This window comes from Methylobacterium sp. GXF4, assembly GCF_000272495.1.
Taxonomy (GTDB): Bacteria; Pseudomonadota; Alphaproteobacteria; order Rhizobiales; family Beijerinckiaceae; genus Methylobacterium; species Methylobacterium brachiatum.
The window spans coordinates 1-17,830 of record NZ_AKFK01000014.1 but is presented as its reverse complement, the minus strand read 5'-3'; the positions used below and the strand labels follow the sequence as shown (position 1 = coordinate 17,830).

The following is a 17,830-nucleotide window of genomic DNA, read 5'->3' as shown; positions in this document are numbered from 1 at the left end:
CCCGTTCGACCGATCACGCGGCCAGCTCGCGCCCGAGCTCCTCCACCCGGCGCAGGTCGTCCACGAAGGCCGCGTAGGCCTCCGCCTTGGCCTCGTCGGGCAGGCGCAGCAGGTAGGACGGGTGGACGGTGATGAAGCCCTGGAAGCGGTTGTCGAGCCGGTCGAACCGGAACGGGCCGCGCGCCCGGGTAATCGGGACCGCCTTGCCGGTGAGCGCCAGAACCGCGGTGGCGCCGAGCGCGACCACGAGCTTCGGGGCGACGAAGTCGAGTTCCCGGTCGAGCCACCAGCGGTAGTGGCTGACCTCGCCGGCCGTCGGCTTCTGGTGGATGCGGCGCTTGCCGCGCTCCTCGAACTTGAAGTGCTTCACCGCGTTCGTGAGGTAGCTCGCCTCCCGGTCGATCCCGGCCTCCGCCATGGCGCGCGAGAGCAGCTGCCCCGCCGGTCCGACGAAGGGCCGGCCCTGCCGGTCCTCCTGGTCGCCCGGCTGCTCGCCCACGAAGGCGATGGTGGCGCCGACCGGCCCCTCGCCGAGGACCGCCTGCGTGGCGCCCGGGACCAGCGGCTCGGTCCGCTTGATGATCGCGTTCAGCGCGTCGAGGCTCTTCGGGTCCTGGTCGGCCATGGCGGCGACGGCGCGGGCGGGTTCGCGGCGTGTGGGCAAGGTCGGCTCCCTCTCGATCATGGCTTCGGTCCGTCCCGCCGCCGCCCGGACGAGGGCGGGGATCGCGGCGGTCTCGGGCATGTTGCGCCAGTACTTCTTGGGCATCTCCGCCCGCATGGCCTTCAGGTTGGTGCGGGCCGGGTTGAACGTGCTCTCGTAATAGGTCTGCCAGCCGGCCTCGAACCCGTCGCCCTCGGGCAGCGCAGCCCGGTCCCCCGGCGGACCGAAGGCCAGGGTCTCGGTATCCCAATGCGCCGAGCCGTCGGGCGTCAGGATCGACCAGCGCATGCCGCGAAAGCGCGCGACGAAGAACGGCGCGGCCGCCTCCAGGATGTGGTGGTCGGGCTCGAACCACGCCACGAAATGCTCGCCCCCCGAATCCTCGGCGCGGCTGAACCGCAGGAAAGCGTGCATCTTGTGCAGGTCGCGCCCGATCGCCTTCGCCATCCGGTGCAGGCGGTGGACCAGGGGATCGCTGCCGACCTCCATCAGGTGGCGCTCGCCCTGGCAGACCCGCCAGATCAGGGCGTAGAGCAGGCCGTAGCGCTCCGGATCACGATGAGGGATCACCTGGGGGATCAGGCCGGCGACGGCCTTGGGCAGGGCGAGCGGGCCGGCGGGGGCCTGAGCCGTCTCGTCACCGAACAAGCCGGGCGAATCCGTCACCGACCACGTCACCGCCTCGGGCGGGACGCCCTGCGCCACGAGCCGGCGTGCGGCATCCCGGAAACCGGCGAGATCGGCGCCGGGGCGCAGGAGGATGCTCTGCGGCGTGTACGCAGTCCCTCCCCCCTCCGCGGGGGTGGGTGGGCCTCGCGTGAGCGAGGGTCGGGAGAGGGGCAGCGCGACGGTGGTGGTTGGAGCCATCGTCCCGCCCTGTCCGGAATCGTCGCTCCCCTCCCCCGCCGCGCTTCGCGGACCACCCTCCCCCACAGCGGAGGGAGGGAATGCACGCAGGCCGCTCATCAGAACAAGCTCAGCTGCCGGGCCGGCTCGACCAGGCGTTCGCGCAGGTCGAGCCGGTCGGTGAGCCCCACCGGGCGATGGTCGGCGGCGATCAGGAACGGGCGGGCGCGCTTCAGCCCGGAGGTCAGTCGGGCGACGTCGTCGAGGCGCAGGGTCGCGTGGCGGCGCGCCTGGACAATCTTGTCGACCGCCTTGGCGCCGAGGCCCGGCACCCGCAGCAGCCATTCCCGGTCGGCCTTGTTGACGTCGACAGGGAATTTCTCGCGGTGCTTGAGCGCCCAGGCGAGCTTCGGGTCGATGTCGAGGGCGAGCATCCCGCCGTCCGAGGCGTCGGCGACCTCGTCGGGGGTGAACTCGTAGTACCGCAGCAGCCAGTCGGCCTGGTAGAGCCGATGCTCCCGCTGGAGCGGCGGCGGCTTCGGCGGCAGGATTGACGACCCGTCCGGGATCGGGCTGAAAGCCGAATAATAGACCCGCTTCAGGCCGACGCTGCCGTAGAGATGCGCGCTCTTGCGGATCAGCGCCTCGTCGGTGGTGGCGTCGGCCCCGACGATCACCTGGGTCGAATGCCCGGCCGGGGAGAAACGCCGCTTCTCGGCCTTGGCCTCGACGATGCGCTCGCCGATCTGCGCCATGGCGTTCTGGATCGCGGCGCCGTCCTTCTCGGGGGCCAGCCGCTCCAGGCTCGCCTCAGTGGGAAGCTCGACATTGATCGAGAGCCGGTCGGCGTAGAGGCCGGCCTCCTCGATCAGCCAGGGGCTCGCCTCCGGGATCGACTTGAGATGGATGTAGCCGGCGAAGCCGTGGTCGCGCCGGAGCGACTTCGCCACCCGGGTCAGCAGCTCCATCGTGTGGTCCGGCGACTTGATGATGCCGGACGACAGGAACAGGCCCTCAATGTAGTTGCGCCGGTAGAAGTTGAGGGTGAGGTTCACGACCTCCTCGACGGAAAATTTCGCCCGCCGGACGTTCGAGGAGCGCCGGTTGATGCAGTAGGCGCAGTCGAACAGGCACCAATTGGTCAGCAGGATCTTCAGCAGCGAGACGCAGCGCCCGTCCGGCGTGTAGGCGTGGCAGATGCCGGCCCCGGTGGTGGAGCCCAGCCCATCCTTCCCGGCCGCGCGCTTCGGCGCCGCCGAGGAGGCGCAGGAGGCGTCGTACTTGGCGGCATCGGCCAGGATGCGCAGTTTCTTGGCCAGGGTCTCGTCCATCGAACAGACAATGAACGAGAGGCCTCAAGAGGCAAGGCCGACCGGCGCCCGGCCCCCGTCCGCGATGCCGCACCCCGAGCGCAGGCAATCCTCTGGTTCGCTTCCGCATGGCGTCCTGTTCAGAATGCCGAGGCAGGACAATATTTATCGGCTAGTATATTACTTGCCCTGAAGGATTAAAGATAAATAATTTACACATAAGAATTAAGTAATTACGGAACCAATATTAGAATGACAAAATGCAAACGCGCACTTGATTCCTTGGCATCGCGTTCCATTGTTATGTCTTGTGGACGAAAAAATTCGCCTGAGGTACCTGATGGGTGCCGAAAAATGGACGAAACCAAGCATGATGCTGGCGTCTGGCGAATTCGTCTACATAATTGGGGGCTATATTTGAACTCGACTCGGTCCTCCGGGTCGCTTGAACAGGAGTTGTCTGATGAGTGCCACCATCGCTCCGGCATCCGCCCTACAAGCTCGCATCGTCCCAGACTCGGTAGCCAGCTCCGACAATAATCGGTCGGACGCTGTCAAAACCGCGCCCAGCAACCAGTCCGCCGATCCGCGCCCCGCGCAAACTGTCTCGCCCCGACAGGGCGATGCAATCCTCAGCCTTGCCAGCACGGACGGCTCAACAGCGTCATCCCAACAAGGTAACGGCGGTGATCAGAGCGTTTCGGCGGCGAACCGGGCATATCAGGACACGGGTCCGCGCTCGAACAATGAGGACAGTGTTTTACGGCCGCAAAGCGTAGATGATGATGTGAATTCGCGTGACATTTCAGTTGGCCCTGGCGGCTCATCCGGTAGCAGCGACGGCAGCGGAAGCGTTGGAGGGGGTGGAACGCCTGCTGTCGGAGTCGGGAGTGGGGACGGAAACGGCTCAACATCGACCCAAGATTCAACGCCAGCTCCAATTGACCCCACCGACCGCGGCGTAGGTGCGACGATCTATGTCTAAGGTACGACATCAAAGGCCCTTTATCGCGCCCCACGGATATCATTCAATAAAACTTATCACGCAGGCAAGGAAATAATCGAGACAACACTTTTTCGAACAATAGCACCGGAGCTATAGTATTTCCGGTGTGTTGATCCTGCCCCTGCAACAAGCCTCTGGTCGACATATTGAGTGAAGGTCCGCCAACGAAAAGGCGGGCCTTCCCCCGCGAAAGGAGCCGAGGCGACCCGAACAGGGAGGGCACATGGTCCGGGTATTTGTTCTGGCCCTGTTATTATTGAAAGGAACAGTCTCATATTCTCAACCGTTAATCCGCTATGATATTTACGAAATTAAAGAATATCGGCCAATTGTTGCATTTGATGGAAGCGACGATCGATCGTTAGAGCCTATGGCATGGAGGGCATTCACGCCAAGGAAGATGGTTCTCGCTTTTGAATCTCTACCTTATTCCTGCTATCCCAACACACTATCGTTCCAGGTATCGAATGGTAATATCGTATTTTACCCTGATACGACTGAGGGCACTACAATCCGCGGCCACCAACAGCCTCCTGAATTCGAGGCGGGGCAAGCCAATACGTTTGTTTTGGCAATCGGATCGCCGACTTGCCGCTACAAAATTGCTGTTCAGAGCCTTGACATTGATGGTCTTCACTGGAGAGCAAAGACCATTGAACCGACGAATCCGGTCGAAGTTTCATTGAGCAATATCTGGAAGAAATTGAGGGACGAGGATATTTCTGATGCGGATCGCTCGAATTTTACGGCCGAGCGCAAGCGACTCGAATCTGAATTTAATAAGCAAGCTGCGAAATATATAGAGGGGCTTAAAAGGGCGCTGACATCAAAAGGTTACGACGCTGATCAGCCCATCAGCAGCATCCATGAAAGAAGAGACAGTTTTTCTAAAACCTCAGCGTCTTTTCGCTCGGATTTTCGGCCGTCAACGAATTGTTTTTTCGGGAGCGGTCATATCGATTTCTCGGGCGACAATCCGGTCATGGCCTATGTTGCCAATCCTCCGACCGAGAGCGCTGACGACAACTGGTTCGAAACCCGTATCATAAATCCACGCCGGGACGATAAATATGAGGTAATTTTCAGTAATCGTCGATGTGCAGTCAAGATCGAACTGGCGAAAGAAGTAAAGACCAGGGGCAATTGGATCAGCTTGCCCGCGATGCAGTAGGGCTGATCCAGATATCGACGAACACCGTCTGATCGGCGCTCAGCAGTTTCGCCCGGGAGCGCCTCGATCCCGGCTACACGCTGAACGATTAGGCTGCGGCGCCTCCATAATCCCCAGATGACCGACTCGGAACCGGCCGACCTGCGGCCGGCGAGCGCAGCGCCGGAGGTCGTCCGCATGCTACCGAAGCGCGTACGGCAGAGCGCCGAAGCGGTCCAAGACCCAGACCCGATGGATCACTCCATCTCGTCCGGGTCGGCATCGACCACGCGACGGGCGAGGTCGTAGGAAAAGCCGGCCCGGGCCAGGGCGCCGAGGTCGCGGTCGCGATGCAGGGCCCGCGTGTCGGGCCTGCGGTGGATCCCGAGGCGCCGTCGCTTGGCGTAGGCGCGGGCGGCCTGCAGCTCGATATCGGCGGCTTCCACGTCGGGGATCGCGTCGCGCTCGGCCTGCATGGCCGCCTCGACCACGTCGCGGGGCACCCCCTTGGCGGCGAGCTTCGCCGCGGCGCCCCGGCTCGACGTGCCGCGGCGTCGCAGGGTAGCGAGACGCATGTCGGCGAAGCGGACGTCGTCCACCAGCCCGGCCGAGACCGCCCGCGCCACGGTGGCGTCGATCATCTCGGCGAAGGGGGCCGGATCCTCGCCGCGCAGCCGCGCGCGCTTGTCGACCCGCCGCGCCAGGGTCCGGCGCAGCATCTCGGTCGAGGCGCTGTAGCGCTCGAGATAGTAGAGCGCGACCCGCTGCAGCCAGGCCGCGCTGACCGGGCCGGGCGGCCGACGCTCGGCGGGCCGGTCCTTGTACGCGGGGCGGCCGTCTGGCCCGGACTCTGCAACGAATGGGGGTTTCACCGGTTCTTCACGATCTCGACAGGTTTGCGTTCCATGACTTGGGGATGGAACGCGCGCAACGCGACAGGCTCGGCCATGGTCCGGACCAACGCCCTACGCCGGATCTCAACCACGGCCCGTGGCGGCGACGCCTGCGCGCCGCGGCGACGATCGTGATGCGCCGCGAGTGGCTCCTCGTCCTGTTGGCCTTCGGGCTGGCCGCGATCGCGGCCGGGATCGTCTATCTGTCGCGCCCGACCACCCTGACGGTCGCGGTCGGCCCCCAGGACGGCGCCGAGGCCGCCCTGATCGAGGCCTATGCCAGCGCTCTCGACCGGAGCCGTGAGGACGTCCGGCTCAAGGTCGTCCGGTTCTCCGACGTGCGCGACAGCGCCCTGGCGCTCCAGCGCAACCGCGCCGACCTCGCGGTGGTGCGGCCCGACGTGTTCCTGCCCGAGAACGGCCTGACCCTGGCGATCCTGCACGACGAGGCCCTGGTGATCGCGGCGCCCGAGGCGTCCGAGATCGAGGACGTCCCGGCGCTGGCCCGCAAGCGGCTCGGCGTCGTCGTGCGCCACGGCGCCGACCTGCCGTTCCTGACCAACCTGCTCTCCTTCTACGACCTCCTGCCGGACAGCCCGCTGGCGGAGGCGCCGGAGGCCGATCCCGCGACCGAGGCCGAGATCGCCGCCGGCCACGTGCAGGTGGTGCCGCTGAAGATCGGCGAGGTCACAGCGGCGATCGCCGAGAAGCGGGTCGACGCGGTGGCGGTGATCGCGAGCCCCGCCTCGAAGATCGCCGGCGCGGTGGTGCGGGCCATCGAGCTGGGCTCCCCCGAGCGCAAGATCGGCTTCGTGTCGATCCCGGACGGGGACGCGATCCTGCAGCGCTTCCCGGAATTGCAGGCGGTGACCATCCCGGCCGGGACCTTCGGCGGGCGCCCGAAGCGCCCGGACGAGGAGGTCCGCACCGTCGGCGCCTCCTATCGGCTGATGGCGCGGGGCTCGGTGAGCCGGGTCGCGATCGCCTCGGCGACGCAGCACCTGTTCGAGTGGCGCTCGCGGCTCGCCGCCGCGGCTCCGGCCGCCAAGCTGATGAAGGCGCCCGATTTCGACACCACGGTCGCGGCGACCTCGGCGCGCCTGCCGAACCACCCGGGCGCGGTCGACTATTTCGAGCGCGAGCAGCAGACCTTCCTCGATCGCTACGAGGATTACATCTACCTGCTCGCCTTCTTCGGCGGCACGATCGGCTCCGGCATCGCCTGGATCGGGCAGCGGCTGGCGCGCAAGCGCCGGGAGCGCATCGACATCGTGCTCGACCGCCTGCTCGATATCATGCGGGAGGTCCGGGCGGCCACGACCACGGCCGAGCTCGACGCCATCGCGGTCGAGACCGACGGGCTCGTGGCCGATGTCGTCTGCTACGCCCGGGAGCGCAGCATCGACGCCCGGACGGTGAGCGCGCTCATCCTGGCGGTGGACGGCGTCCACGCGGCCATCGCCGATGCACGGCGGCGCGCCAACGACTCGGCGCCGGGGGCGACCGGCCGCCCGCGCACCGCGCGGCTGCTGGCCCTGAATCTCCCGGCCGCGGAATAGCGGTGGCATTCCGCGCCGGCGCGCCGGTCCTTCGACGCACGGCTGGCGGCGTAGGCATATCATGCTAACGGGGGGCATGTTCGATCCCGCCGCCGCCCTCCAAACGGTTCTCGACAACCTCGACCGCGATGCCCGCGAGCCGACCAAGCTGCGCGCCCTGCTCGTGCCCGAGCTGCGCCGCGTCATCGAGGAGGGCCATCGCGCCGCGGAGGCGCAGCTGCTCGAGGACCGCAACGGGCTCCGCTGCGCGCAGGCTTTGTCGGATCTGACCGACGCCGTGGTGCGGACGATCCACGACGCGGTGGTCCGGCAGCTCTACCCCAACGACAACCCCTCGACCGGCGAGCAGCTCGCCGTAGTCGCCACGGGCGGCTACGGCCGGGGCACGATGGCGCCGGGCTCCGACATCGATCTGCTGTTCCTGCTGCCCTACAAGCAGACCGCCTGGTCCGAGAGCGTCGTCGAGGCGATGCTCTACGTCCTGTGGGACCTGAAGCTGAAGGTCGGCCACGCCACCCGCTCCGTGGAGGAATGCCTCCGCGAGGCCAAGGCGGACATGACGATCCGCACCGCGCTCCTGGAGGCGCGCTACCTGTTCGGCACGCGGATCCTGTTCGAGGAGCTGGTGACGCGTTTCGACGCCGAGCTGGTGGTCGGCTCGGCCGCCGAGTTCGTGGACGCGAAGCTGCGCGAGCGCGACGCCCGGGTCTCGAAGGCCGGCTCCTCGCGCTACCTGGTCGAGCCCAACGTCAAGGACGGCAAGGGCGGCCTGCGCGACCTGAACACGCTGTTCTGGATCGCCAAGTACACCTACCGGGTGCGCGACCAGATCGAGCTCGTGGGCGCCGGGCTGTTCACCCCGGAGGAATACGCGCTGTTCGAGCGCTGCGAGGAGTTCCTGTGGCGGGTCCGCTGCCACATGCACTTCGTCACCAAGCGCTCAGAGGAGCGGCTATCCTTCGGCCTGCAGCCGCGGATCGCCGAGCGCTTCGGCTACGAGGCGCGGGGCGGCCTGTCCGGCGTCGAGCGGTTCATGAAGGCCTATTTCCGGGTGGCCAAGGATGTCGGCGATCTCACCGCCATCGTCTGCGCCGAATTGGAGGCGCGCCATGCCAAGCGCACGCCGGTGCTCGACCGCTGGATCGGCCGGTTCCGCGACCGGTTCCGCGCCACCGCCATCGAGGCCGAGGATTTCTGGATCGACCACGGCCGGGTGAACCTGCGGGCCGAGGACGCGTTCGAGCGCGATCCGGTCAACCTGATCCGGCTGTTCTGGCTGGCCGACCGGCACAACCTAGCGATCCACCCGGACGCCAAGCGGCTGGCGAACCGGTCGCGGCGCCTCATCACCCCGACCCTGCGGGCGGATCCGGAGGCCAACCGGCTGTTCATCGACATCCTGACCTCGCGCAACGCCCCCGAGGAGGCCCTGCGCGAGATGAACGAGGCCGGCGTGCTCGGCCGGTTCATCCCGGATTTCGGCCGCATCGTCGCGATGATGCAGTTCAACATGTACCACCACTTCACGGTGGACGAGCACCTGCTGCGCACCGTCGGCATCCTGGCGGCGATCGAATCGGGCCGCGCCGAGGAGGCCTACCCGCTGGTCTCGCGCCTCGTGCACACGATCCACAACCGAACGGCGCTCTACGTGGCGATCCTGCTGCACGACATCGCCAAGGGCCGGCCCGAGGACCACTCCATCGCCGGGGCCGCGATCGCGGAAAAGCTCTGCCCGCGCTTCGGCCTGAGCGAAGCCGAGACCGAGACCGTGACCTGGCTGGTCGAGCATCACCTGCTGATGTCGATGACCGCGCAGAGCCGCGACCTCTCGGACGCCAAGACGATCGAGCGCTTCGCCTCGGTGGTGCAGAGCCTGGAGCGGCTCAAGCTCCTCACAATCCTGACCGTGGCCGACATCAGCGCGGTCGGTCCCGGCGTGTGGACCGCCTGGAAGGGCACCCTGGTCCGCACCCTCTACGACGAGACCGAGGTGTTCCTCTCGGGCGGCCATTCCGAGATCGCCCGCACCGACCGGGTGCGCCTCGTGCAGATGAGCCTGCGCGAGCAGCTGCCCGGCTGGGCCTCCGAGGAGTTCGACGCCTATGCGGCGCGCCACGGCCAGGCCTACTGGCTGAAGGTCGACAGCCCCCGCCAGATCAAGAACGCGATCTTCCTGCGCGACGTGCTGAGCGAGGGCCGGACCAGCGCCACCGACGTGGCGCTCGACCCGGTGCGCGGGGTGACCGAGATCACGATCTACTCGCCGGACCACCCGCGCCTGCTCGCGATCATCACCGGCGCCTGCGCGGCGGCGGGCAGCAACATCGTCGACGCCCAGATCTTCACCACCACCGACGGCTTCGCCCTCGACACGATCTTCATCTCCCGGGCCTTCGAGCGCGACGACGACGAGCTGCGCCGGACCAAGCGCATCACGGCGGCGATCGAGCGCGCCCTGAAGGGCGAGATCCGCATCGCCGACCTCGTGGCCGACAAGCACCCGCCGACCAGCGCCCGGGCCAAGACCTTCCTGGTGCCGCCGGATGTCGGGATCGACAACGCCCTGTCCTCCCGCGAGACCGTGGTGGAGGTTACCGGCCTCGACCGGCCGGGCCTCCTCTACGAGCTGACCACCGCGTTCGGCCGGCTCTCGCTCAACATCACCTCGGCGCATGTGGCGACCTTCGGCGAACGCGCGGTGGACGTCTTCTACGTCACCGATCTCACCGGCACCCGGGTGACGCAGCCCGACCGCCAGGCCGCGATCCGGAAGGCGATGCTGGACGTGTTCGCGGGCGACGTCGCCATGCTCAGGGCCGAGGGCCTGGAGGCCCTGGTCGCCGCACCGCCGCCGCGCGAGGCGTGAGCGTGCGGGTTGATTTCGGCCGCTCCGGGTCAGATATCAGCGCCGAATCCGATAACCTCCCACCCATCCCTGTCGACGACTGAAACGTGATGACGAGCAACGACATGTCCCAGGATGACCAGCGCCAGACCACGGTCGAGGCCGGTGCCAGCGCGGCCCAGGATACCGCGCCTGCGGGCAAGCCCGCCGAGGGGGCGTCCGTCGATCCGGTCGCCGAGGCCCTGGCCCTGCTGACCGCCGAGCGCGACGAGCTGAAGGACCGGATGCTGCGCACGCTGGCCGAGATGGAGAATCTGCGCCGGCGCACCGAGCGGGAGATCGCCGATGCCCGCGCCTACGCGGTGACGAACTTCGCCCGCGACGTGCTCAACGTGGCCGACAACATCCACCGCGCCCTGGAGAGCGTCCCGGCCGACGCCAAGGCCTCGGCGGACGGCGCCCTCAAGGGGCTGATCGACGGGATCGAGCTGACCCAGCGCGACCTGGTCAAGACCCTCGAGCGCCACGGGGTGAAGCCCGTCGAGCCGCAGGGCCAGAAGTTCGATCCGAACCGCCACCAGGCGATGTTCGAGGTTCCGAACCCCGACGTCCCGGCCGGTACCGTCGTGCAGGTCGTGCAGACCGGCTACGTGATCGGCGAGCGCGTGCTGCGGCCGGCCCTGGTCGGCGTCGCCAAGGGCGGTCCCAAGGCGGCGGCCAACCCGGCCGACGCCGCCTGATCAGCGCGCCTGCGCCGACGACGCTTCGGCGCAGGGAAGCGCGGTCGCGAAATCCGCGATGAACTGTGCCGCCTGCCGGGTCTCGGCGCGCGCGCGCGGATCGCGGGCGACCTGACCCGCCTCGACCTCGAGGCGGCGGTTGCAGGCGCAGCTCGGCATCAGGCCCGAATCCGGGTCGGGCCAGCAGGCATCGTGATGCGCGCAGGCGCGGTCGAGCGCGTCGATCGGCGGATAGCCGGGGCCGCGATTCCCCGGCCCGCAGAAATTGCCGTAGATCAGGAGCGCGCCCCGGCCGGACGGCCCGGGCGGCACGATCTCCTGCGCCGCTGCGGCGCCGGCGGCGAGTGCGAGGGCGAACAGGGCCGTCGCGACGGCCTTGGGGCGGGAAACAATCACGGCCGATCCTGCTCGCGTCTGCCTGCTGACGCCGCGCCGCGTCCGCAGCGCAGCATTCGGCGGCCGCCTTCCCGGCCCGCCGAGGATTCCCCGGGCGGCGGACGGATTCGCGAAGCCGAACGTCTCGCATAGCGACCGAATGCAGCGATACCGTCAAGATCGGTCGTGACGGTTATTGCCCTGAATCCGCATTTCGCACCCGTCTCGACCTGCGCGCGGCCCGCATCCTGTTTGCCGGCACTGTAATGGCCAGGAGCGCCGGCGCTGTAATCTGTTGTTCCTGCGACGCGCCGGCTCACAGAGCCAGCAGCAGAAGGCCCATGACGATCACGGCGAGGATCAGGCAGAGGGCGAGATCGAGGATCGGGCCGCCGCCGCAGGCGGGTGGCTGCCGGACCGGATCGCCGACGTGTTCAACCGTCATGCTCAGGATCGCATGTCCGTGCTTATCGCCTCTGCAACCACGGCCTCCGCAGCACGGAGGCGCGCGACGGCGCCGGACAGCGTCGCTCCCCCGCTCAAAGGCATCGCGGCGGTCCGAAACGTCCCCGTTTCACAGAGCCGGTGGACCTTATCCGCGGCCACGATGCCGATGGCCGGCAGTCCGAGCGCGGCGAGGAGATAGGCGATGCGCCTGAGCCGCAGGAGCGGATCGATCCGAGGGGACCGGCGGGACATCGTCCGCGGAAGCGTCAGGGGCGGCAAGGGTTCGGCGACCAACCTACGCGTCTCAACCCGCATCCTCTTCACCCCCAATAATACGTGGGAAATTTGCCCACGACTCCAAGATACGTGTGCAAAATTCCCACGTCAATCGGAAATCAGGAGGCCCGCACGCGGATCCGCCGCCTGTGGGATTGTCTCCCACGGCACATCCGCTAACGATGCCCCATGTCCGAGAGTGTCGACACCAGACCGGAGGGCGCCGCCCTGCACGCCCCGCTCGCGCGGTTGCTGCGGCCGCTCGTGCGCCTGCTCGTTGCCCGCGGCCTCACCTTCCCGGCGCTCACCGACCTGCTGCGCGAGCTCTATGTCAACGTGGCCGAGCACGACTTCGCCCTGCCCGGCAAGGAGCAGACCGACAGCCGCGTCTCCCTGCTCACCGGCATCCACCGCAAGGAAGTGCGCCGGTTGCGCGGCGCCGGGGCGCCGGTGAGCGCCGTGCCGGCCGTGGTCTCGCGCACGAGCCGGATCATCGCCCGCTGGATCGCCGACCCGGCCTTCACCGATCCGCAGGGCCAGCCCCTGCCGCTGCCGCGCACCGCCGAGGCGGGCGCGCCGTCTTTTGAGGCCCTGGTCGCCGGGGTGACCCGGGACCTGCGCCCCCGGGCGGTTCTCGACGAGTGGCTCGACCGCGGGCTCGCCTTCACAGATGCGCAGGACCGGATCGTGTTGGCAGAGGCCGCCTACGTGCCGCGCGGGGACGGCGGGGCCGAGCCGCAACTCTACTATTTCGGCCGCAACCTGCACGACCATATCGCGGCGAGCGTCGCCAATATCCTCGGCGATACGCCGCGCTTCCTCGAGCGGGCCGTGCATTACGACGGGCTGTCCAAGGAACTCGCCGCCCAGCTCGAGGCGCGGGCGCGCGAGATCGCCATGGCGGCCCTGCAGCAGGCCAACCGCGAGGCGCATGCCGCCTGCGCGACCGATCCCGGCGGCGCGCACCGCTGGAATTTCGGCCTCTACGTCTACGCCGAGGCGGCACCGCCGGCCCGGCCCGCGGACGGGCGCTGAGAGGCCGGCCGGTGCGATCCTTCCCGAACCGCCGATTCGTCCTGCGCCTGCTCGCGGGCGCCGCCACCCTGCGGCCCGGAATCGCCCGGCCCCAGGAGAGCCCGCCCGATCAGGGGATCGGCGGCACCGGCATGAAGATGACCGACGAGCCGAAGGACGGCCCCCTCGGCGAGGGCGACCGCGGCATCGGCGGCACCGGGGTGATCGGCACGATCCGCCGGTTCGGCTCCATCATCGTCAACGACCTGCGGATCGCCTACCCGTCGGAGGTCGAGGTGCGGATCGACGGGGAACCCGCCAAGGCCGCGGACCTGAAGATCGGCCAGGTCGTGCAGGTCGTCGCCCGGCCGGAGCGCGGCGGCCTCGGCACAAGCCGCATCGACGTGACCAGCGAGGTTGTCGGCCGGGTGGATTCCGTCGCCCCGGGGCAGATCATCGTGCTCGGCCAGCGGGTCGCCACGACCGGGCTCGCGGGCGATTGGCAAGCCGGCACCCGGGTGGCGGTGAGCGGCCTGCGCCGGCCGGACGGCGTGATCGTGGCGAGCCTGATCGAGCCGCGCAATTTCGGGCCCGACCGCGTCGCCGGGCCGGTGCGGCGCGACGCGGACGGGGGCCTGGCGATCGGCGGCCTGCGCCTGAAGGGCGCCGACGCCCTGCCCCCGGGCCGGCGCGCGATGGTGACCGGCGTGACCGAACCCGGACTCCTCGACGTGACCAACACCCCGGAGGTCGGGCTGCCCTTCCCGCCGGGCCTCCGGCGGGTGTCGATCGAGGCCTATATCGGCCGGGCCGATGCGGGCGCCGGCCTCGATCTCGGTTCGGGCCTCGCCGTGTCGGGCTATGCCGGGCTGCGGGTGCCGCGCCAGGGCAGCGTGCACGGGGTGCTCACTGCCGACGTCGCGCCGGATGGCGGCCTCACCCTGGAGCGGCTCCGGGTCGACGACCGGATCCCCTCCGAACCGTCCCGGCAGCCGGGATCGCCCCGGTTCGAGCGCGAGCGCGACCGCCTCGACCTGCAGAAGCTGCCCGACCTGCCGGAGATGCCCCGCGAGCGGCCAGGCCGGCTCGGCGCAGAGCCGGGCAGAGGCCGGAATCCGTTCGGCGGCCTCGGCGATTCCCACGGCCCCACGATCGACACCCGCCCCGGCGCGGGCAGCATCCCGGGCACGGACGGCCTCGGCGGTTTCGGCCCGCCCCGCGGCTTCGGTGGTCCTCCGGGGGGGCCGGGCCCGGGCGCCCCCGGCGGCGGGTTCGGGGGACCGGGTGGTTTCGGCGGCCCGCCCGGCGGGGGTGGCCGGCGCTGAGCGGCGCGATCAGCCCCCGGCCTCCCGCGTCAGCAACGCGCGCTTGCGGGCGACGCCCCAGCGGTAGCCCGACAGCGAGCCGTCGGACCGGACCACCCGGTGGCACGGGATCGCCACCGCCAGATGGTTCGCCCCGCAGGCCTGGGCGACGGCCCGCATGGCGGTGGGCGCCCCGATGGCGCGGGCGATATCGGCGTAGGTGGCGGTCGCACCCACCGGGATCGCCCGGAGCGCCGCCCAGACGCGCTGCTGGAACGCCGTGCCGCGGATGTCGAGGGGCAGGTCGAGGCCGGTGCCCGGCGCCTCGACGAGGCCGATGACCCGGGCCATCCAGGCCTCGAATTCCGGGTCGCCGCCCTCGATCTCCGCCCCCGGGAAGCGGTCCTGCAGGTCGCGGACCAGGGGCTCGGGCTCGTCGCCCAGCAGGATCGCGCAGATCCCCGCCTCGGTGGCGGCGACCAGGATCGCCCCGAGGGAACAGGCGCCGACGCCGAACCTGATGCGGATGCCGAGCCCGCCCTTGCGGTAGGCGGCGGGCGCCATGCCGAGGCGCCCGGCGGCCTCCGCGTAGAACCGGCTCGCGGTCCCGTAGCCGGCCTCGTAGAGCGCCTCGGTCACGCTGGCCGCCTTGGGCAGGCTCGCGGCCAGCGCCTCGGCGCGGCGGGCGGCCGCGTAGGCCTTCGGGGTGACCCCGGTGGCGGCCTTGAACACCCGGTGAAAATGGAAGGCGCTCAGGCCCGCGGCGCGGGCGAGGTCGGCCAGCGGCGGCATCGTCTCCGCAGCGTCGATCAGGCGGCAGGCCCTGGCCACGGCCTCGGCCCGGCGCTCGGCCAGCCCGGGCTCGTCCGGCCGGCAGCGCCGGCAGGGCCGGAAGCCCGCGGCCTCGGCCTCCGCGCAGGTGGCGTGGAAGGTGACGTTCTCGGGCCTTGCCGCCCGGGAGGGGCAGCTCGGGCGGCAATACACGCCGGTGGTGCGGACCGCGTAGACGAAGCGGCCATCCGCCCGCCCGTCGCGGGCGGCGAGCGCCGCCCAGCGCTCGGCATCCTCGGAAGCGGCGGTCGAGAGAGCGGCCATGGCCGCATTATGCGGTGCGCCGGCCGCGTTGGGGAGGGGCTTGGCGGAGGCGGACATGACGGGACCTGCCGGCTGCGTATATCGAGTGCCCGTCACCCTGCCGTCCGGCGGCCGGGGCCGCATCCCGCGCCTTGCTGCCGAATTCCCGATCGTCCTCCCGAGTGCGTCATGGCGTCGAGCAACACCGATCACATCCATGTCGGGCGGGACGGCTGGCTGTTCCTGAAGACCGGGACCAACGACATCCTCGGGCAGTTCGAGCGCCCGGAGGAGACCACCGACCTGATCTGGAGCTGGCGCAGCCTGGTCGCGACCCGGGAACGCCGGCTGCGCGCGCTCGGCATCCGCTACCGCCACGTCGTCGCGCCGGACAAGCTGCTGATTTACGATGATCGCCTGGACGGCATCGCCATCGCGCCGGAGGCCTCACCGGCCTACCGGCTGCTCCACACCGAGCCGCCGCTCGGCAGCCGTTGGCGGCGGGGCCTCACCGGCCTCTACGCGGATTGGCGCCGGCGGACGCGCTGGCGGGAGACCTGCATCGACCTGGTGACGCCGATGCGCGCCGCCCGCGACGCATCCGACCTCTATTGCCGGACCGACACCCATTGGAGCTTCGACGGCTGCTACCTGGCCTATGCCGAGATCTGCCGGGCCTTCGGGGCGGAGCCGCGGGCGGATCTGCGCGAGCGGCCGTTCAGCCAGATCGACCACGATGGCGACCTCGGCAGCGCTTTCGACCCGCCCCGCCGGGCGCCGTCCCGGGCCTACCGGATCCAGCAGGATGCGGTGCGGACCTATGCCAGCCCGATCGTCGAGGCGCGGGAGAAGGCCGGGCTGCTGCACACGCTCCATGTCGGCGCCAACGTCGTCTACGGCAACGCGAAAGCGACCGACCCGCGCCGCCTGGCGCTGTTCGGCGACTCGTTCTCGCACGTCATGCCGTACATGCTGACGATCCTGCTCGCGGAGACGTTCCGCGAGGTCCACTTCGTCTGGAACACGTCGCTCGACTGGTCCTACATCGACCGGGCGAAGCCGGACCTGGTCCTGACCGAGGTGGCCGAGCGCTTCATGGCCCAGCTGCCGGACGACAGCTTCTCGCTCGACGCCTACGTGCAGGAGCGGTTCGGCGCCGAGCTGGCGAACCGGGGCGCTTAGCCTTCCAGCTTCGCCATCAGCGCCTCGGACAGGGCGAAGTTGACGTAGACGTGCTGCACGTCGTCCTGGTCCTCGATCACCTCGACCAGGCGGATCAGCTTCTCGCCGGTCTCGTCGTCGACATCGATCGTGTTCTGCGCCTTCCAGATGAGGCCGGTGCGGGTCGGCTCCCCGAAGCGGGCCTCCAGGGCCTTGGCGACCTCGCCGTAGGAATCCTGCGCGCAGACGACCTCGTGGCCCTCCTCGCTGGAGCTGACGTCGTCGGCCCCCGCCTCGATCGCCGCCTCCAGCATCGTGTCGGCATCGGCCACGCTCGCCGGGAAGCCGATCACGCCGACGCGGTCGAACATGAACGCCACGGCGCCGGTCTCGGCGAGGCTGCCGCCGGACTTGGTGAAGGCGGAGCGCACGTCCGAGGCGGTGCGGTTGCGGTTGTCGGTCTGCGCCTCGACGATCAGCGCGGCGCCGCCGGGGCCGTAGCCCTCGTAGCGGATGTCCTCGTAGTTCTCGCCCTCCGCACCGGCGGCCTTCTTGATGGCGCGCTCGATATTGTCCTTGGGCATGTTCTCGGCGCGGGCCGCGATGATCGCGGCGCGCAGGCGCGGGTTCATGGCCGGGTCCGGCGTGCCGAGCTTGGCCGCCACGGTAATTTCGCGGGCGAGCTTGCCGAACACCTTCGAGCGGACCGCGTCCACCCGGCCCTTCCGGTGCATGATGTTCTTGAACTGCGAATGGCCTGCCATGTTGCGTGAGACTTTGTTCGTTGGCGAGGGCGGGCCTGAGGGACCCCGCCGTCGCGGCTGTGAGGTCGCCGCGTTATAGGCCGCCGGCTTCCGACGAAGCAACGCGCCAGCCGACCGTCACGACAGGGGAAAGATCGCGTCCCCCGGACGTTGGTGCACATCCGCAGCTGGAAACCCGATGTCGAGCCGGACCGAACACAGCCTTCCCGTGACAACCGCACGGGCCAGCGACCGCCGCTGGCTCAAGCTCGGGATCGCCACGCTGCTCGGCGCGGTGGCCGGTTCCATGCTGTTCGCCACCGAGGCCAAGGGGCGGCCGGAGGCACGCCGGCGCTAGGCGGCTTCACCCGTCGGATTCTCCGGCCCATGCGGGCGATGCCGCCTCAGGCCGCCCGGACA

The 17,830-nt window shown here is 69.3% G+C and carries 15 protein-coding genes; 8 read left to right on the top strand and 7 right to left on the bottom strand.

Annotated features, from left to right (window positions below; genetic code table 11):
- Positions 1–13: 13 nt before the first annotated feature.
- Together WYO_RS02575 and WYO_RS02570 are read right to left on the bottom strand one after the other, a co-directional pair.
- Entirely contained in the window at positions 14–1,531 is a 1,518-nt protein-coding gene (locus WYO_RS02575; protein WP_007558696.1) for a UdgX family uracil-DNA binding protein, read from the bottom strand.
- A gap of 98 nt (positions 1,532–1,629) precedes the next feature.
- Positions 1,630–2,841 (bottom strand): putative DNA modification/repair radical SAM protein, encoded by a 1,212-nt coding sequence (locus WYO_RS02570; RefSeq protein ID WP_007558694.1) that lies wholly within the window; start codon positions 2,839–2,841, stop codon positions 1,630–1,632.
- Positions 2,842–4,049: 1,208 nt separating this feature from the next.
- Between WYO_RS02570 and WYO_RS30640 the strand changes: the two genes are divergently transcribed.
- A complete protein-coding gene (locus WYO_RS30640; protein ID WP_007558692.1) occupies positions 4,050–4,997 on the top strand; it encodes a hypothetical protein in 948 nt (315 codons plus the stop codon).
- Positions 4,998–5,233: 236 nt separating this feature from the next.
- Here WYO_RS30640 and WYO_RS02565 read toward each other — a convergent pair whose 3' ends face one another.
- A complete protein-coding gene (locus tag WYO_RS02565; protein ID WP_244424033.1) occupies positions 5,234–5,746 on the bottom strand; it encodes a RecX family transcriptional regulator in 513 nt (170 codons plus the stop codon).
- Between the two features lie 257 nt (positions 5,747–6,003).
- On the opposite strand from WYO_RS02565, the gene WYO_RS02560 reads away from it, so the two are divergent.
- From WYO_RS02560 to grpE, 3 genes are all read left to right on the top strand, one after another.
- Positions 6,004–7,428 carry a TAXI family TRAP transporter solute-binding subunit gene (locus tag WYO_RS02560; protein ID WP_007558688.1) on the top strand — a complete coding sequence of 475 codons (1,425 nt, stop codon included), beginning with the start codon at positions 6,004–6,006 and terminating at the stop codon, positions 7,426–7,428.
- A 76-nt stretch (positions 7,429–7,504) separates the two neighbouring features.
- Positions 7,505–10,297, top strand: a complete 2,793-nt coding sequence (locus WYO_RS02555) for a [protein-PII] uridylyltransferase (protein WP_039902025.1) — start codon at positions 7,505–7,507, stop codon at positions 10,295–10,297.
- An 89-nt stretch (positions 10,298–10,386) separates the two neighbouring features.
- On the top strand, positions 10,387–11,016 hold the full coding sequence (gene grpE, locus WYO_RS02550; protein WP_244424032.1) for a nucleotide exchange factor GrpE: 630 nt from the start codon (positions 10,387–10,389) through the stop codon (positions 11,014–11,016).
- Here grpE and WYO_RS02545 read toward each other — a convergent pair whose 3' ends face one another.
- Complete coding sequence (locus tag WYO_RS02545) at positions 11,017–11,412, bottom strand: hypothetical protein (RefSeq protein ID WP_007558682.1); 396 nt, start codon at positions 11,410–11,412, stop codon at positions 11,017–11,019. It lies immediately after the preceding gene.
- 295 nt (positions 11,413–11,707) lie between these two features.
- The gene (locus tag WYO_RS32335) at positions 11,708–11,836 is read right to left on the bottom strand and encodes a hypothetical protein (RefSeq protein ID WP_007558680.1); all 129 of its coding nucleotides are present in this window, start codon (positions 11,834–11,836) and stop codon (positions 11,708–11,710) included.
- A 467-nt stretch (positions 11,837–12,303) separates the two neighbouring features.
- Between WYO_RS32335 and WYO_RS02535 the strand changes: the two genes are divergently transcribed.
- Positions 12,304–13,149: a DUF6502 family protein gene (locus WYO_RS02535; protein ID WP_007558675.1), complete on the top strand. Its 846-nt coding sequence runs from the start codon at positions 12,304–12,306 to the stop codon at positions 13,147–13,149.
- A gap of 11 nt (positions 13,150–13,160) precedes the next feature.
- Complete coding sequence (locus WYO_RS02530) at positions 13,161–14,453, top strand: DUF5666 domain-containing protein (protein WP_007558673.1); 1,293 nt, start codon at positions 13,161–13,163, stop codon at positions 14,451–14,453.
- 9 nt (positions 14,454–14,462) lie between these two features.
- On the opposite strand, the gene ada is transcribed toward WYO_RS02530, so the two are convergent.
- Positions 14,463–15,527 (bottom strand): bifunctional DNA-binding transcriptional regulator/O6-methylguanine-DNA methyltransferase Ada, encoded by a 1,065-nt coding sequence (ada, locus tag WYO_RS02525; RefSeq protein ID WP_039902027.1) that lies wholly within the window; start codon positions 15,525–15,527, stop codon positions 14,463–14,465.
- Positions 15,528–15,695: 168 nt separating this feature from the next.
- Between ada and WYO_RS02520 the strand changes: the two genes are divergently transcribed.
- Positions 15,696–16,688 carry a hypothetical protein gene (locus WYO_RS02520; protein WP_007558669.1) on the top strand — a complete coding sequence of 331 codons (993 nt, stop codon included), beginning with the start codon at positions 15,696–15,698 and terminating at the stop codon, positions 16,686–16,688.
- On the opposite strand, the gene WYO_RS02515 is transcribed toward WYO_RS02520, so the two are convergent.
- Positions 16,685–17,431, bottom strand: coding sequence for a YebC/PmpR family DNA-binding transcriptional regulator (locus tag WYO_RS02515; protein WP_007558666.1), 747 nt, complete (start codon positions 17,429–17,431; stop codon positions 16,685–16,687). The genes WYO_RS02520 and WYO_RS02515 overlap by 4 nt on opposite strands.
- A 208-nt stretch (positions 17,432–17,639) precedes the next feature.
- Here WYO_RS02515 and WYO_RS32330 point away from each other — a divergent pair, with 208 nt between their 5' ends.
- Positions 17,640–17,768 carry a hypothetical protein gene (locus tag WYO_RS32330; protein ID WP_280109743.1) on the top strand — a complete coding sequence of 43 codons (129 nt, stop codon included), beginning with the start codon at positions 17,640–17,642 and terminating at the stop codon, positions 17,766–17,768.
- Positions 17,769–17,830: the final 62 nt, after the last annotated feature.

Excerpts from the sequence above, each read along its gene's own strand:
- WYO_RS02575 (WP_007558696.1), bottom strand. The coding sequence starts at position 1,531 with ATGGCTCCAACCACCACCGTCGCGCTGCCCCTCTCCCGACCCTCGCTC.
- WYO_RS02570 (WP_007558694.1), bottom strand. The coding sequence starts at position 2,841 with ATGGACGAGACCCTGGCCAAGAAACTGCGCATCCTGGCCGATGCCGCC.
- WYO_RS30640 (WP_007558692.1), top strand. The coding sequence starts at position 4,050 with ATGGTCCGGGTATTTGTTCTGGCCCTGTTATTATTGAAAGGAACAGTC.
- WYO_RS02560 (WP_007558688.1), top strand. The coding sequence starts at position 6,004 with ATGCGCCGCGAGTGGCTCCTCGTCCTGTTGGCCTTCGGGCTGGCCGCG.
- WYO_RS02555 (WP_039902025.1), top strand. The coding sequence starts at position 7,505 with ATGTTCGATCCCGCCGCCGCCCTCCAAACGGTTCTCGACAACCTCGAC.
- grpE (WP_244424032.1), top strand. The coding sequence starts at position 10,387 with ATGACGAGCAACGACATGTCCCAGGATGACCAGCGCCAGACCACGGTC.
- WYO_RS32335 (WP_007558680.1), bottom strand. The coding sequence starts at position 11,836 with ATGACGGTTGAACACGTCGGCGATCCGGTCCGGCAGCCACCCGCCTGC.
- WYO_RS02535 (WP_007558675.1), top strand. The coding sequence starts at position 12,304 with ATGTCCGAGAGTGTCGACACCAGACCGGAGGGCGCCGCCCTGCACGCC.
- ada (WP_039902027.1), bottom strand. The coding sequence starts at position 15,527 with ATGGCCGCTCTCTCGACCGCCGCTTCCGAGGATGCCGAGCGCTGGGCG.
- WYO_RS02520 (WP_007558669.1), top strand. The coding sequence starts at position 15,696 with ATGGCGTCGAGCAACACCGATCACATCCATGTCGGGCGGGACGGCTGG.
- WYO_RS02515 (WP_007558666.1), bottom strand. The coding sequence starts at position 17,431 with ATGGCAGGCCATTCGCAGTTCAAGAACATCATGCACCGGAAGGGCCGG.